Source organism: Agrobacterium tumefaciens str. B6 (assembly GCF_001541315.1).
In the GTDB taxonomy this organism is placed as follows: Bacteria; Pseudomonadota; Alphaproteobacteria; order Rhizobiales; family Rhizobiaceae; genus Agrobacterium; species Agrobacterium radiobacter.
This window is the reverse complement of sequence record NZ_LMVK01000051.1, coordinates 188520-203126: the sequence shown is the minus strand read 5'-3', so window position 1 is coordinate 203126 and position 14607 is coordinate 188520. Positions and strand designations below refer to the sequence as shown.

The following is a 14607-nucleotide window of genomic DNA, read 5'->3' as shown; positions in this document are numbered from 1 at the left end:
CTTTCCGCGATATACCAAGCTCCCGGCAGATCGCCTTGATCGTCTTGCCCTGAACATGGGCCAGCCGTCTTATCTTCAGAATTGTTTCCACAATAAGCATCCAAATAAAAAGCCTCCGATGAAACCGGAGGCTGTTGTAACCCCATCGCAGATGGGGGTCCCGTTTGGACGCCGATCACCCCATGTGCGGGGTCCTTATTCCATGCTTAATCACACAGAATTTCTTGGCCTTGGTTCCGAATGTAGGCGCCCCGCAGCGATGACAGCTCCCAATGGTACGAGCCGGAGCGTTTCTACAGCTGTCGCTGCAGTACATCGCCTTCCTTCCAGGACCGGAACGACTAGGGATGGGCTCCCCACAGCGCACACATGCTAAAGCATTGTCATTGGCGGCAACTAGGCCACCGAATAGTTCATCCAGCAAGGTCTCGACTCCTTGTCGACCTCATGTAGAGCGGGTGAGCCGAAGCCCACCCGCGACACCAGCGCAAGAGGTCGAGAATTGCGCCGGTGAGAAAACTTACTGTGCTTCCAGACTGAAGAGCTCGGGGCCACTGAACTTGCTTGACTTTTTGTCTGATCCCGAAAACCAAACAACCGAAACAACATCAGATGTTTCATTGTGATTTTCGACAGTCATCGCTGGTCCGCCGCTTCTGAGCCTGACGATCTCTCCACGCTCAAAGAATCCCGGATCCACAGAGCGTGGAGCTTCTTTTTTCCGCTTTGCCATTAATTAGCCTATCGTTTGAAACAAAAGCGCCGGGCTCAACCACGATGGGGAACCCGGCGCATGAACCCACGCTGCGGAGGAGAACGCGCATGGGATTGGTTGCGGAGGTGAGATTTGAACTCACGGCCTTCAGGTTATGAGCCTGACGAGCTACCAGACTGCTCTACTCCACGTGATAGTTACCCGCTGCGTTCAGCGGCTGCACCGAATGCAGCATGACGGCGGGGCGGTCGTAACCGCAAAGGGGCGAAGGTATCTTTCCATACCCTCTCACCCCTCGGTGCGTTGAAACGGCGTGGCTGCCACTCCCTACGCCGCACGACTGCGAAAGCGTTGAAGGGCCAAGGCTTCTAGGGCCTTTTCTCGCTTATCTATCTCCTGCCACTTCACGCTGATCGTTCCGCATGCCATGCCAACGATGGCTTTCCCCGCAACGGACGGCCTCCCGTCCTCACCGCTTGCCTTACCCACATCTGTATAAGATCGTCCACCTAACACCGCATCCTCGAACGGCTCAACCAGCGGTCCCAATGCGTTGCGCAGTTCTGCCAGAATTGGCTTGGCGTCAATATGTTCATTCAGGATTTCATCGGTGATCTTGACGTGCAGGCTTTCCGACTTGATGACGCTGCCTGACGCAACGTTGTCATTGGCTGCGACGATGGTTCGCTTGGCAGCGGAAGCGTATGATCCTCGGATTTTTTTGATCTTCGTCGTAACCTTGATCTCGCCGTTCGGCACATCTTTCCAGTTGGAAGCTTTCGCAGCTTCGATGTCGGCTTCTGGTGTCAGCTTCTTCGTTTCCCGCACAACCTCGCCGCCGTCTGACTTGCTGTAGTCCAGCCCCTTTAATGGCTCGGCCTCACAGAGGGCAACAAGGCGACGATATCGGATCACAATAGCAATCAAGTCATCGCGTCCTTCTCTACGCAGTGCCTCTAGCAACGGGAAGTCCTCGCCCTCGCTTTGACGGCAAGAGGGATCGCCTATCGACTGTCGCTTCACTATCGCCCTCCGAACCTTCGCCATTTTCCTCGCCTCGTCAGCCGCTTTGGCTTTTGTTCGTTCTCTGCCTGCCGCCCTCTCCTCTGCCGTAGGCAAGGCTTTGAGGACGTCTATTGTTCTGGTTTCCTCGATAGGCTCCCACTTCCCATCCACCTTACGGAAGCGGGTGTTCGTCCTGTATGGATGCGGCTGGTCTCCGGTGAAGGCCACCCTGCCAGTGGCGTCGATGATCTGGTCTTCGTTCTCAGTATTCATGGGCAAAGTCCCCCATGAAATGTTCATAGGCTTCGACCGCCTTCTCTTTCGTCATGTTCGATATAATCTCGTCAACGCCCTTCTCACGGGTGTATTCTTCGTAAGCGAAATCGTCGTAATCAAACTCGTCAACTTTTGGTTTTGCCATATCGTCTCCCCTGTGGTGATGGCGCTTGGTTGGCGCCGTTACTGCTGATTGGTGTTGTCGTTATCGGCCAACCATCCCTTGACTAGCGCCACAGCCTTGCTGGCCGCTTCTGCCGTGGACGTGAACCGCACCACCTCGACCGAATGCCCCAGCCGCGCCAGCGACGCATGACGCTCAACTTGAGCCGGCGACAGCCGACCTTTGCCCACCTTGTTCTCGAGCATCCGCAGCTGGCCACCCCTGAGGTAGATACGTAGGTCCGCTTCGCCCGGCGTCATGCCTGTTGCGATTGCGTCCGCCTGGGCACGTGGGCCACGCTTGGCGCTGTTCATGTCGCCAGCCAACAGGAACTGGCGGCCGAACTCCGGCAAGGCGCGCAGGGCGCGCACCTGAGCCGCCTGCCCTTCGCTTTCCTTGATGGGGGCATCGAGGACAGATACCTTGCCAGTCGCGTTCGTACGGATGACGACACGCTTGCCGTCGATGCGGGTGGTTTGGGTGGTGGCTTTGGGCATGGCGGTCTCCTCGTGGTGTTGGCGTCGTGGTGGCGACACACATACTTTCCGAGAACGCGCCGAAAACGGGTAGTCGATTTGTGAAATATTTTTTGGGCGTAAAAAAAGCCCCGCTTTCCGCGGGGCTGTGTATCTATCCAGTTGCGTGACGGCTGTGCTCGCGCATTGGGGCCGGACTTGCCAATACCATCGGCATTCCCGCCTCAAGGCAGGCCGCAATGAAAGCTTCACGGGCGACCTCGGATGGCACGGCCCATTCCAGAGCTGCCCTGCACCGGTTTACTGCCCTCTTGTAGCGATCTCCGCGTCGGAGCGGCCACTCTTCTTCCAAAAAATCCAGCGCATCATATACGCTGAGGAATGTTCTCTCGAGTCCGCATTGTAACCGGACGCGAACTGGTGCTCGAAACAAAACGTCTTGGCTGTTCATTTCTTACCTCCAATCCAAACAGAACAAGAAGCACGAAAAATATTGGTGGGAGCAAAGGCGGGTTCAAGACCGGAGCTGCAAAAAAGACCGGCTAAGCTCCGTCATCGGCGATCGTCCTCGTCCCGGTTCGGGCACCGCTTCATGAACTTGTCGATTTTTGACCGGTCACCCCGAAAGTGTTCCAGGACCTCCACTGCCACATGCAGGCTTACGGCATATTTCTGCTGTAGTTGCTCGACGGTGTACGGCTGCAGTTCGTTCGCTGACATCTGCGTTCTCCTCATCTGCGAAAATGCGGATGGGTGATGTCGGTTCCGGGTTGTAACGAATATACCCTTCTGCCCGGTGCACGTTGCCAGAATAAATCATCTTGAGAACCGTGCGCGCGGCACACCGCCCTGCACGGTTGCACGTGTAGGGGTATATATAAATATATACCCTACTAAACGTGCACTAACCGGGCAGCGCTGTGCAGGTGTCTCCGCCCGGATGTGCACAGTTACTGCACGGATAGAATTTTGGTATCCGGGCGGTATTAGAAGTTGAATTACAGATGACAATTTGGTTGTATTGGCTTGGCGAGATATGGGGGATTCTATGGCCAAGGGCAGTACGGGTGCGGGACTTACGGCCGAGGAGAAAAGCCTCATAAAAGCGATGTTGGATGCTGGCGAGAGAAGTCAAGACATTCATGTTCTGATCAATCACGGACGCCATCCGACGGTAAACCACGGCCGCATTGGTTCGGCCAAGGCGCCTAACGTCAAAGCTGCCACTCCTGACGAGGTTGCGAAGTACAAGCAAATGAAGCGCAGCTTCGATCCCGTGACGGGCCTTAATCCATATACCGACGAGAAGTTGATCAGGTCGCGCGAGGCAATGATCCTTGCTGTATCCATATTCAACAACGCCTCTTATCGCTTCAAGACCGAAGTCTTCTCCGTACTGGCAAACATCGCCTGGTGCTATTTGATGCACGACTACTATGAGAAAAGGGGCATCGATCCTATCAATTCGGACGGGACGACGTGGGCGTTAAGCCACATGCTCGAAAAAGGGGACTGCCCACTATCAAGTGGGATCAGAAGCAATCTGAGGGCGGTAAAAGCGATCAGAGACGAAGTTGAGCACCGGTTATTCGGCCGCAGCGACGGAAACTGGCTCGCGATCTTCCAAGCATGCTGCCTGAATTTCGACAAGACGATCGTCGATTGGCATGGAGAACGAGTAAGTCTTCAGAACGATCTATCTGTGGCGCTCCAGTTCGGAAAAATGTCTATTGATCAGGCCTCCCAGATCCACGCTTACGACATACCGCCGAACATCGCTGCGCTGGACGCGAGTTTGATTGAAGGCAAAACAGAAGCCGAATTGGACGATATCGAGTACCAATTCAAGGTCGTCTACACGCTGGATAGCGCGTCGAAAAGCAAGGCACACATCCAGTTTGTCAGCCCTGAATCTCAAGAGGGCAAAGACATTCACAACGTACTTCAAAAGTATCGCGTCGCGGACGAAATGTATCCGCACAAGCCTGGCGACGTCGTCAAAAGGGTGAAAGCTGCCGACAAAGTGTTCAGCATGAAGGACCACACAAACGCGTGGAGGAAGCACAAAGTCAGGCCGGCAAACAACGCAAAAAAGCCAGACCGCACCGATAAAGCTTTCTGCATCTACCATGCCGCACACAAAGACTACACGTATAATCAAGCGTGGATTGATAAGCTGATTGCCGAGGCGCCTGATAAACCCTACGCACCGCCGCACCCGTGGATATCTCCGCCGGTGGAGGCTGAGGCGGATCAACCCACCACGGTTGACGATGAAATTCTCGTATGAACAACAAAAAAGGCCGGTGCATCTCTGCCCCAGCCTTCCTGTAGCTATCGCGATCTGCCAGTACATCCGTGGTCAGCGCGCAAAGCTATCTACTTCCGATACGCTAGACCGCCCCAGACGCGGCCCTCGTCCCGATGACGACCACCGTGGACTGCGCCGATATAGGCCGCAGCGGCGGATACAAGAGCCGAGGCAGCCAAGAGGAATGCGGTCAAGATTCCGGCAACCCGCGCCTTTTCAGCAGCATCAACGGCTTTTGCCTTAGCATCCTCCAGAGCTTTCTCAGTCTCAGCCCTGATATCGTCGATTTTCTTTTGCGCTTCGTCGACCTTCTGCTGCGCCTGCGTTCGAACAGCCTGCACCCTGTCGACCGTCTGGTTGACGCGTGTCTGAGCGTCAGGTTGGCTAATGCCGGTACGAGCTGCGACCTGATTAGTAAGCCAGGTACGATCAGCGTCGGAAATCTCTCCAGTCGAAAGAAGGTTGCTCAGAATCCCACCGGCTTGTCGCTGAAAATCTGCACCGTTTTGATCGCCGTTAACCGCAGGCGTATCGGTTCGCAACAGAGTGTCGGTGAAATAGTCGATCGGATTTGCCTTCAACCCTTGCGGAAGAGCTTCCTCAATGCTGGGAGCCGCAGCTTGGCCGGCGCCTTGAGCGACGCCACCAATAGCGTTACCGGCACCAGACACCACCCCACCGGCCAATTGGCCAACACCTTGGACAGCTCCGCCGACCGCAGAGCCAGTCGCTTCGACGGCAGACTGCGCTACGCTTCCAACGGCCCTCGCGCCGCTGGACACCACGCTGAGAGCAAGAAATGCTGAAATGACAGTTCCAAGACCCCAAACAACGAGACCGTTGATGCCGTCGCGTGTCGTGAGCTCGTTACGGTCCGCCGATCCAGCTGGGCGCCGCATACGACCCGTAATGTAGCCGCCCAACATATAAGAGCCAACCATCGAGATAACGACGAACAATCCTGTGATGATTAGCCAGATCACGCTAATATCGCCGCCATCATCGGCCGATATGGAACTCAGCCCCAGACCTCCGGCAAACGCGGTGAGGATGGCAACTGCGCCAGATGCTATAACGGTGCCCGCGAAAATGGCTGGCCAATCGACATAGCTGCGATTTGTTTCAGTACCGATAGGATCGACCATTAGCGTAACCCCAAAAATGAGAGAATGAACAGGACGATTACGACTAGCCCAACGAGATAAATGATAGAGTTCATGGTGCGTCTCCTCCGGAGGGACAAAGTTCCGCTTGGCGGGTGATTTTATTTTGCGAGAAACCTGAACTGGTTACTCTAAGGCCAAACTCCGCGAGACTGGAAAAGTTTCACGAACAGAGATTCCCCGCGCCAACGGCTTCGATTGCCCAAAAAAAGACCGCCAGCCATTACTGACCGGCGGCCTTTCATTGCATTACCAACCCTGACGACCATACCAGTCGTCGACGTCTTTCTTGGCCTGGTCCTTCGCATAGCCATAGCGCTCCTGGATTTTGCCTTCCAGCTGCTCGCGCTTGCCATTGATGACGTCGAGGTCGTCGTCAGTGAGTTTGCCCCACTGTTCCTTGACCTTGCCCTTCATCTGCTTCCAGTTACCTTCTACGCGGTTCCAATCCATTGATATATCTCCTCTTTGTTGTCTGAGGAGAAAACGCAAGGTGGCGCAAATGGTTCCCTAAGCCGCCCTAACAAACACCGCCAACTCCCTCCGAACTGGATCCCGTTCCTCCCGCTCGATGAGCGCACCTTCACGCATCAGCGCATTCACAAGGCTGGACGCCCGCTTGCGCTGCACGTTGTCGTCCAAATCCAGCCCCACAGCGTACGCTACAGCGCTTCCGACCCAGTTCTTGGCCTTGGGTGACTTCTTGTAGTCGGACGCGCTCACGGCCGCCAGAATTGACGCGCAAACTTGGGTAGCGAGTTTTGTCCCGATGATACGTTGTATTTCTTTGGCAGCTGGGAAACTGGTGGTGGTCGCGCAGTCAACCAATAACAAATAAGCGCGTGCCTCCCTCACGTCTAGGCGCACAGAGCAGAAGAGCGTCAATTCAAAAATTTAAGTCAACTTCATAAGATCATACTGCTTTGCACGCGAGTTCCCCGCTATTAATCTCCGAATCGGAATCTCTAATAGCCACAATGAGATATGCATTGCAGAAGCGTCCAGGAAACAACTCAACTTTCGCCATTATTGCAATTTGCGTCTGGATGTTGGTTGCCTTCACGGCCTGGCATTTCGAGAATTCCTGTGGCATGTTTTTATCGCAAAAGTGTTTTGCTTTATATTGGGACGGTGTTCGATGGATTGTTCTTTTAAAGTGGCTTAACCAATATCAGCAGCTTATTTCAGGAATTGCTGCCTTAGCTGCGGGGGCATTCGTGCTCTATGCTGGTCGAGAGCAGATCGCCCACCTCAAAGAATCCAGAAGGAATGAGCGCGTACAGTCGGCGCTGGATAGCGTATACTCCGCTGGTTCTCTTGTGCACGAATACTATCGGCGAGTGACTACACTAAGCGCGCCGCCTGAACCTATACCCCTCTTCGAATCCAACATGCAGCGGGACATTGCATTCATAAGCCCTCAATTGCTACAGCAAATCACTAGGGTTCAGACGTACACCAACCTGTATTACAAAAAGGCCCAAGAGGACTCCTCCTATGCATCCAAGCATAAAAAAAAGATGGTTGGATATTCATACTGTTTATTTCAAGCAATTCGTCAAATCGCGAACTTTGCGAATGACAACGGCGAATTTTCCGAGAGAATAAAACTGGATCAATTCAAATTTGATTCAACAAACGTGAGATCAGTCGCAAGTAGACACAATTTGTCGACTGCCGACATCGGGTCGTTCTCAAGGTACTTTTCTATTGATGAAGACAATGAAGGCGGGAGATGACTGTCACTGGAAGTTGCCTTAGCGACGGTAGGCGTCACATTTCCTAATCACGGAGAGTTTGTTGCAGCGGATCGTCGATTGGTCGCTCCCATTTATATTCGTAATCTCGGTGACAGGCGTGCTTCTAGCTAGCCCCGACCCGCTTGCCAGAGATACGCTTTGCGAGCTGACAAATATTTGCTTGAGGCTACGAAACCAGACTTTTTGGAACCCGCTCATCTATGAATTTGGCTTAGGCGCATCTGTTAGCATAGCGTTTTACTGGCTTCTCGTAAAACTTCCGCAAACGTCAAAACGCAAACGTCTCCGATCTTATCTTCGGGGCAGCTACCGAGCATTCCGCCGAGAGGTCACGCTCCAATTCCTATTCGCGGCAGAGCAGAAACCGATAGCTTTGGACACGCTCGACACACTTATTTCACAGGCGGACTTTCGTGCTTACTTCAAGCAGCCGAGTATCGATGTAGACGGAGACAAATGGCATGATGTTCAGAACCATATCACCGCGAGGAATTTGCAGGATATTGGTGTAGCGACCACAATATTCCGCGATGATATGGCATATGTATTGAACAACTCAGACGTTGTCGATCAGCGATCATTTGAGATGTTGCAAAGGCTCACGAAGGCGTCTAGCCATTGGAATTTTTTGTCAGCAGACTACGACGATCAAAAATCTTTGTTTGGGTTCTACTGGCATGTGATGGCTGGATGGGACCCCGTGTACGGCTATCCAAAGGAAGATCCAATTTTACGCATGATTGGCCAGATCTAGTTGAGTTCATGCGAAAATGGCGACCACCCTCTTTTTTTGCTGCTCCTTGAGTGAAACGTTCCCGAACGCAAATGACAGCCTGGCACATCAAACAAGTTAGTGAAATTCATGCGGCCACCAGAGGAAGGAAGTCGTCGCTGGCCGTAAGGAGAAGCGGAATACCTAACACGTCGCTCGGCTCTTTGATCTGGTCGATACCAAGGGCGGTTGCCAGCCTTTCGAGCTTTTTCATGCCGCGGTCCTGCATCGCTTGATCTTCGTCGCTTTGGACGCAGACCGCATATTGCTCCTTGGCTCCATCGTCGTCCTCGAGCTCCATTTGAAGCCAGTCAGAACCGTCGTCTTTGTCGTGCTCAATATGGCTCGATACAATGGTCACCACGCGGTCTTCAGACGCACGGGCCGGGGCGGCCGCCAGGCCCGACCCCGTGCCCGCTGCGGATGTATTTACTTTGTCTCTGGCTGTAGCCGAGACAAGTAAATGAGTTTGCTCCTGCGGCTGTAGGACACTACCAGATTTAGCGTCCTGTGACCGTAGGACGATCTCGTCCTGTGGCTGTAGGACGCTTGATTTTGTTTCGTCCTGTGACGGTAGGACGCTAGTAGTGTCCGGCGACTGTAGGACGCTAAAATTCGGGTGGTATTCGGAGGGCCGCTTTCCGGAACCCATGACACGGGTGAAGTACCCCCAGGCAACAAGATCCTCTGTTGCGCTTGCGACGCTGCCCCTTGTCAGGCCGGTGGCTTGCTGCAGGAAGCTAACACTGGCGCGCGCGTTGCCGTGCTTTTGGTAATAGCGCTTCAGAATGTGGCACGCGGTCTTGATGTGGACAAGCCGCACGCGCTCATCATCGATGATGGCTCCTAAGAGTTCCAAGCGATCGACAGGACCGCCAGAGTGATCAGGCTTGCTCATGTTTGGCCATCCGTAGTGGGTTTGCGCGCTAATCACATACTTCCTGCCAGCGGATGCCGGCAGGTTGTTGGTATGATGCGGGATATAGTGGCGATTAGGTTGGCCGATAGGCCTCGATTACCGAGACAGCTTCGCTGATCCCGTGTTCAGCGATATTGCTCGCCCGCTGGTATCCCTCGATAAAATCCTCACGCGTGCACGGGTGAAACTTCTCGAAGAAAACCCGGCCCAAGTCGCCTTCGGGGATGGTCTTGATCTCATCAAGAAAGAATGACGCAATAGGCGTAGGCGTTAACCGAGCTTTGAGTTCATCATCTAAATATTTTCGTACAGCTTCTTTGCTCGCGCAGATATCACCGTCATCCCAGAAGGATGGAACTGTGCATTGCTCGATGTCATTGGCGGTGAGGCCGCGTGGGTCTTCACCCATAAAGCCTGCTATTTCCCAAACTCCGCGCAGAATGTCGTTTCTCTCTTCAGTCATAGTTTCTCCTCTCGCCGGCAGCGCCGGATGTTGCATGTGGTGGTGGTTGGGGTGGTTAGGCGACGCCGTGCGTCAGCTTGAACTCTGCCATCGCCGCATCAAAATGGTGCGCAGCGTTTTTCTCATATGCGACGGCCTCGAAAGCGATGATGGCCAGTTGGACCGTCGCAAGAGATTTCATGTTTGCGGCGAGATCGCCGGTCTCAGCAGCCTGCACCACTAGCTTTTTGCGTTCTTCCTTCAATGCGCCAAGATAATCGTAAACGGAACTCATGCCCACGCCCTCGCCCGGACGTTGTCATTCGCAAAGTCGTAGACAGCGGTCCGCCGCGAACTGCAGAGCCAATCGTCCAGATCGCTCGTTTCGTACTGCACGCGGCCTCCGGTTTTCATGTAAACCGGACCGGTGCCATTTAGGCGCGTCTTATTTAGCCAGGACGGTGACATCCTGAGGTAGGTTGCTGCTTCGGTAGTGTTCAATCGCATGGTGTCTCCTCGACCCCGGATGGAAACGGGGCGCAAAATCTATCGATGTTTTTTTGAGAAGGTTCGGTTGCCGACTGATGCCGGGTTAGGTTGACGGCGCTTATCGCCGGTGAGCCAGTATTCCTGGCGCTGCGTCTTGGCAGGTACCACCCCGCCGTTGTCGAAACACCACTTTTTCGACAACACCAATGTATACGCGTTTTACAAATTTTTCGACTGATTTATTTATCGGAGGTTGCAATAAACTGTTTGACGCATTTGTAAAAAATTTCGGATTTTGTCCTCAGCTTGCCGGGAGTGTCAAATAATCCGGTACGACGAGAGGTACAACAACACCCTTGAACGCCATACTAGACAGCCTAGTCGGTCCAGTCGATCATGGGGGCAACGGCGAAGATTTTTTCGCCGCTTGCAAGCGCTTGTCTGTACATGGATTAACCTCTTTGCGGCGGCTTCTACAGCAAAGGACCGTAAAAAGCCAGTTTTGCAGGCAGGGTCATTTTGAACTGGAAATCGCCCCGGAATTGCGGGACAAGAATTGCACCCAAAAAGACGACAGGAAATCCACATGGCCGCCACCGTCATCCCCGCTCCGAAACCCGTTCTCCTGCCCGTTGAAGGCACGGGCGACCTGTTCCCCGTACGGCGGGTCTATTGTGTCGGCCGCAATTATGCCGATCACGCCATAGAGATGGGTCACGATCCTTCGCGCGAGCCGCCCTTTTATTTCCAGAAAAACCCGGACAATCTGCTGCCATCAGGACGGGATTTCCCTTATCCGCCGCTGTCATCCAACGTACATTACGAAGTCGAATGCGTCGTGGTGCTGAAAAGCGGCGGTTCCGATATTCCGGCGGCCGAGGCGCTGAACCAAGTCTGGGGGTACGCCGTCGGCATAGACATGACCCGTCGGGGCCCTCAGGGCGGTCTTAAGAAGATGGGGCGTTCCTGGGAAGGCGCGAAGGCTTTCGAATATTCCGCGCCGATTTCGGCCATCGTCCCCGCAGACAAGATCGGCTATCCCGCTACCGGTGCGATCTGGCTCGACGTCAATGGCGAACGCAAGCAGACGGGCGACCTCGCCCAGATGATCTGGAAAGTGCCGGAAGTGATTGCCGAGCTTTCCAAGCTGTTCACGCTTGCCGCCGGTGACGTCATCATGACCGGCACGCCGGCCGGCGTCGGCCCCATCGTGCGCGGCGACCGGATCGAATGCGGCGTCGAGGGTGTCGGCACACTTGCCGTGACGGTTGCCTGACCGCAGTCGGAAAAAACCAAAAGGGAGACACCACCATGCCGCTTTACCGCCTTGCCGACCGGGTGCCGCAGACCCCTGCCCCGGATAGCTACTGGGTAGCGCCCGACGCCAATGTCATCGGCTCGGTCACGCTCGGCGAGGATGTCGGCATCTGGTTCGGCGCAACGCTGCGCGGCGATAACGAGCCGATCAGCGTCGGGCGCGGCACCAATATTCAGGAAGGCGTGATGGTGCACAGCGATCCCGGCTTTGCCGCTGTCATCGGCGAAATGTGCACCATCGGCCACCACGCCATCGTGCATGGCTGCACCATTGGCGATAATTCGCTTGTCGGCATGGGGGCGACGATCCTGAATGGCGCAAAGATCGGCCGCAACTGCCTCGTCGGCGCCAATGCGCTGGTGACGGAGGGCAAGGAATTCCCGGACAATTCACTGATTGTCGGCTCGCCGGCGCGCGCCATCCGAACGCTGGATGATGAAGCTGTCGCGGGGCTCCGTCGCTCGGCGGAGAAATACATCGAAAACTGGAAGCGCTTTTCGAACGATCTGGCGATCATCGAGGGATAGGAACGGCGGGCCTCTATGCCCGCCCCCGTCGTGAGATTAAGCCGAGCAGGCGGCGCAAAGGCCGCGAATTTCAATGGTTGTCTTTTCCGCCTTGAACTTGCTGTCCTTCACCCAGCGCTCAAGGCGGTGGTCGATCTCATGATCGTGAAACTCCGTCACCTGCCCGCAGGATTCGCAGATGGCGAAAGCCACCGTGCCGTGGTGGTGCGAGCAGCACTCCGCCTGCGTATGGGTGCAGGCGACAAAGGCGTTGAGGCTCTCAAGCCGGTGTACGAGACCAAATTCCACCAGCTTTTCCAGCGCCCGGTAAACCTGCAGCGGCGCGCGAAAACCATCGTCGCGCAGCTTGTCGAGAATCATATAGGCGCTGAGCGGCTGATGCGCGTTTGAGAGAGCATTCATGACCAGCGACTGGTTTTTGGTGAGGTTCTGCTGGGTCTGCACATTCATGACTTGCCTCCTTCATCCGCGGCGCGGGAAAAACCCGGCGCCGGCAACAGGCTTATAACGAAGAGGATCATCGCGGCAACCACGATGGAAGGGCCGGACGGCGTATCGTAAGTGAGCGATCCGAACAAGCCGCCAACAACGGCAACAGCACCGATCAGCGAAGCCACCACCGCCATCACCTCAGGCGTCGCGGAAAAACGTCTGGCGGTCGCCGCCGGTATGATGAGCAGCGAGGTAATGAGCATGATGCCGACCACCTTCATGGCGATGGCGATCACCAGCGCCATCAAGAGCGTAAAGATCAGCTTCGCGCGCTCCGGGTTCAACCCCTCGGCCTCGGCCAATTCTGTATTGACGGTGGAGGCGAGCAGCGACCGCCACAGGAAGACCATGGAAACGATGACCACCAGTCCACCGCCCCAGATCAGGGCGATATCGCTGCGGGTAACAGCGAGAATATCGCCGAACAGGAATGAGACGAGGTCGATACGCACCCAACTCATGAAAGCGACGATGACAAGACCGATCGCCAGCGCCGAATGGGACAATATGCCAAGCAGTGCATCGGAGGAGAGCGCCTGCCGGCGTTGCAAGAAGAGCAGCAGGATCGACACGGCCGACGCGACCAGAAAGACGCTGACGATGAGGTTGAGCTGCAACAGCAGCGAGAGCGCGACGCCGAGCAGCGCCGAATGGGCCATCGTATCACCGAAATAGGCCATGCGCCGCCAGACGACGAAACAGCCGAGAGGACCGGCAGTGAGCGCGACGCCGATACCGGCGACCATGGCGCGAATGAAGAAATCGTCAAACATGGCGCTCTCCCTGCCGCTGGCTGGAGGAAATATGATCCTCATGCTCATGCTCATGCTCATGCTGATGGCCGCAGCCGCATTCGCCATGGTCGTCATGATGGTGGCCATGGTCATGCATATGGTGGTGGCCATCCTCGGGGTGGCAATGATCGGTCACTGAACCATCCGCGTGCTGCACCCGGCCATCGGGCAAATGGGTATGATCGTGATGGTGGCTATAGACGGCAAGCGCCTTGGCTGCCGAGCCGCCGAACAGCCGCATATATTCCGGGCTCTGGCTCACCGCCTGTGGCGTGCCCCGGCAGCAGACATGGCCGTTCAGGCATATGACGGTGTCGGTTTCCGCCATCACCACATGCAGGTCATGCGAGATTAACAGAATTCCGCAATTATTTGAATTTCTGATATTTTTTATCAGATCATAGAGAGCAATCTCACCGGAGAAATCGACACCCTGCACGGGCTCGTCAAGAACCAGCAGATCGGGCTTACGGGCGATGGCGCGGGCCAGAAGCGCGCGCTGGAACTCGCCGCCGGAAAGGTGCTGGACCTCAGCGTTGGCGAGATGCGCAATGCCAGTCGCATTCAGCGCCGCGTCGATTTCACGGGCTGGCAGCGGCCCGGTCAGCGTCATCAGCCGGCGCACCGAAAGCGGCATGGTCCAATCAACGGAGAGCTTCTGCGGCACATAACCGACCCTCAGACCGGCAATGCGCGAGACCTCGCCCTCGGTCGGCTTCACCACACCGATCGCCATTTTTGCGCTCGTTGATTTGCCGGAACCGTTCGGCCCGATCAGCGTGACGATCTCGCCTTTGCTGACGGAAAACTCCACGCCGCGCACCAGCCAGCGGCCGTTGCGCTGCACGCCGGCATTGGCAAGGGAAACCAGTATCTCGTTGCCCCGATGGGCGGAATGAAGCATGGGATTGTCCGTTCGGCGATGTTGCTTACCGCTATTGCATACGTTATAGAGTAACGCAATAAATGTAATAACATAACTATA

General features: G+C 55.3%; 21 protein-coding genes and 1 tRNA gene. 5 read left to right on the top strand and 17 right to left on the bottom strand.

The genetic code is table 11. The annotated features are described in order from the left end of the window. Positions 1-520: 520 nt before the first annotated feature. From ASB65_RS29265 to ASB65_RS28805, 7 genes are all read right to left on the bottom strand, one after another. Positions 521-733 carry a DUF2158 domain-containing protein gene (locus ASB65_RS29265; protein WP_080868422.1) on the bottom strand — a complete coding sequence of 71 codons (213 nt, stop codon included), beginning with the start codon at positions 731-733 and terminating at the stop codon, positions 521-523. Positions 734-829: 96 nt separating this feature from the next. Further along, a tRNA-Met gene (locus tag ASB65_RS25890) sits at positions 830-906 on the bottom strand. A gap of 136 nt (positions 907-1042) precedes the next feature. After that, entirely contained in the window at positions 1043-1993 is a 951-nt protein-coding gene (locus ASB65_RS25885; RefSeq protein WP_060725832.1) for a hypothetical protein, read from the bottom strand. After that, complete coding sequence (locus ASB65_RS28450) at positions 1983-2141, bottom strand: hypothetical protein (RefSeq protein WP_153463858.1); 159 nt, start codon at positions 2139-2141, stop codon at positions 1983-1985. The genes ASB65_RS25885 and ASB65_RS28450 overlap by 11 nt, the downstream gene beginning before the upstream one ends. A 38-nt stretch (positions 2142-2179) precedes the next feature. Beyond that, entirely contained in the window at positions 2180-2656 is a 477-nt protein-coding gene (locus tag ASB65_RS25880; RefSeq protein WP_060725831.1) for an oxidoreductase, read from the bottom strand. Between the two features lie 133 nt (positions 2657-2789). Beyond that, positions 2790-3086, bottom strand: coding sequence for a DUF982 domain-containing protein (locus ASB65_RS27885; protein WP_080868423.1), 297 nt, complete (start codon positions 3084-3086; stop codon positions 2790-2792). Between the two features lie 101 nt (positions 3087-3187). Then, positions 3188-3355 carry a hypothetical protein gene (locus ASB65_RS28805; protein ID WP_174014717.1) on the bottom strand — a complete coding sequence of 56 codons (168 nt, stop codon included), beginning with the start codon at positions 3353-3355 and terminating at the stop codon, positions 3188-3190. A 328-nt stretch (positions 3356-3683) separates the two neighbouring features. On the opposite strand from ASB65_RS28805, the gene ASB65_RS25875 reads away from it, so the two are divergent. Further along, entirely contained in the window at positions 3684-4925 is a 1242-nt protein-coding gene (locus ASB65_RS25875; RefSeq protein WP_236734595.1) for a DUF3644 domain-containing protein, read from the top strand. A gap of 89 nt (positions 4926-5014) precedes the next feature. Here ASB65_RS25875 and ASB65_RS25870 read toward each other — a convergent pair whose 3' ends face one another. The 3 genes from ASB65_RS25870 to ASB65_RS28635 all read right to left on the bottom strand — a co-directional run bounded on the left by ASB65_RS25870 (position 5015) and on the right by ASB65_RS28635 (position 6943). Then, on the bottom strand, positions 5015-6091 hold the full coding sequence (locus ASB65_RS25870) for a hypothetical protein (RefSeq protein WP_060725830.1): 1077 nt from the start codon (positions 6089-6091) through the stop codon (positions 5015-5017). A gap of 267 nt (positions 6092-6358) precedes the next feature. Next, on the bottom strand, positions 6359-6562 hold the full coding sequence (locus ASB65_RS25865; RefSeq protein ID WP_060725829.1) for a CsbD family protein: 204 nt from the start codon (positions 6560-6562) through the stop codon (positions 6359-6361). A 57-nt stretch (positions 6563-6619) separates the two neighbouring features. Beyond that, positions 6620-6943 carry a hypothetical protein gene (locus tag ASB65_RS28635; protein ID WP_236774055.1) on the bottom strand — a complete coding sequence of 108 codons (324 nt, stop codon included), beginning with the start codon at positions 6941-6943 and terminating at the stop codon, positions 6620-6622. A gap of 155 nt (positions 6944-7098) precedes the next feature. Between ASB65_RS28635 and ASB65_RS25850 the strand changes: the two genes are divergently transcribed. Then, the gene (locus tag ASB65_RS25850; RefSeq protein ID WP_141681112.1) at positions 7099-7848 is read left to right on the top strand and encodes a hypothetical protein; all 750 of its coding nucleotides are present in this window, start codon (positions 7099-7101) and stop codon (positions 7846-7848) included. 61 nt (positions 7849-7909) lie between these two features. Beyond that, the gene (locus ASB65_RS25845) at positions 7910-8623 is read left to right on the top strand and encodes a hypothetical protein (protein WP_060725825.1); all 714 of its coding nucleotides are present in this window, start codon (positions 7910-7912) and stop codon (positions 8621-8623) included. Positions 8624-8729: 106 nt separating this feature from the next. On the opposite strand, the gene ASB65_RS25840 is transcribed toward ASB65_RS25845, so the two are convergent. The 4 genes from ASB65_RS25840 to ASB65_RS29260 all read right to left on the bottom strand — a co-directional run bounded on the left by ASB65_RS25840 (position 8730) and on the right by ASB65_RS29260 (position 10509). After that, a complete protein-coding gene (locus tag ASB65_RS25840; protein ID WP_060725824.1) occupies positions 8730-9539 on the bottom strand; it encodes a hypothetical protein in 810 nt (269 codons plus the stop codon). Between the two features lie 94 nt (positions 9540-9633). After that, the gene (locus ASB65_RS25835) at positions 9634-10023 is read right to left on the bottom strand and encodes a hypothetical protein (protein WP_060725823.1); all 390 of its coding nucleotides are present in this window, start codon (positions 10021-10023) and stop codon (positions 9634-9636) included. 55 nt (positions 10024-10078) lie between these two features. Then, complete coding sequence (locus ASB65_RS25830) at positions 10079-10303, bottom strand: hypothetical protein (RefSeq protein WP_155643914.1); 225 nt, start codon at positions 10301-10303, stop codon at positions 10079-10081. Continuing rightward, positions 10294-10509, bottom strand: coding sequence for a helix-turn-helix domain-containing protein (locus ASB65_RS29260; RefSeq protein ID WP_060725821.1), 216 nt, complete (start codon positions 10507-10509; stop codon positions 10294-10296). The genes ASB65_RS25830 and ASB65_RS29260 overlap by 10 nt, the downstream gene beginning before the upstream one ends. A 568-nt stretch (positions 10510-11077) precedes the next feature. Here ASB65_RS29260 and ASB65_RS25820 point away from each other — a divergent pair. Together ASB65_RS25820 and ASB65_RS25815 are read left to right on the top strand one after the other, a co-directional pair. Continuing rightward, a complete protein-coding gene (locus ASB65_RS25820; RefSeq protein WP_060725820.1) occupies positions 11078-11767 on the top strand; it encodes a fumarylacetoacetate hydrolase family protein in 690 nt (229 codons plus the stop codon). A 35-nt stretch (positions 11768-11802) separates the two neighbouring features. Beyond that, positions 11803-12336 carry a gamma carbonic anhydrase family protein gene (locus ASB65_RS25815; RefSeq protein WP_060725819.1) on the top strand — a complete coding sequence of 178 codons (534 nt, stop codon included), beginning with the start codon at positions 11803-11805 and terminating at the stop codon, positions 12334-12336. A 36-nt stretch (positions 12337-12372) separates the two neighbouring features. Here the strand turns inward: ASB65_RS25815 and zur are convergent, their stop codons facing one another. From zur to znuC, 3 genes are read right to left on the bottom strand one after another with little or no spacing between them, the layout of a single operon-like run. Further along, entirely contained in the window at positions 12373-12786 is a 414-nt protein-coding gene (gene zur, locus ASB65_RS25810; RefSeq protein ID WP_003502775.1) for a zinc uptake transcriptional repressor Zur, read from the bottom strand. Further along, positions 12783-13601, bottom strand: coding sequence for a zinc ABC transporter permease subunit ZnuB (gene znuB, locus ASB65_RS25805; protein WP_060725818.1), 819 nt, complete (start codon positions 13599-13601; stop codon positions 12783-12785). Before znuB ends, zur begins: the two co-directional genes overlap by 4 nt. After that, positions 13594-14526: a zinc ABC transporter ATP-binding protein ZnuC gene (gene znuC, locus ASB65_RS25800; RefSeq protein ID WP_060725817.1), complete on the bottom strand. Its 933-nt coding sequence runs from the start codon at positions 14524-14526 to the stop codon at positions 13594-13596. The genes znuB and znuC overlap by 8 nt, the downstream gene beginning before the upstream one ends. Positions 14527-14607 lie beyond the last annotated feature (81 nt).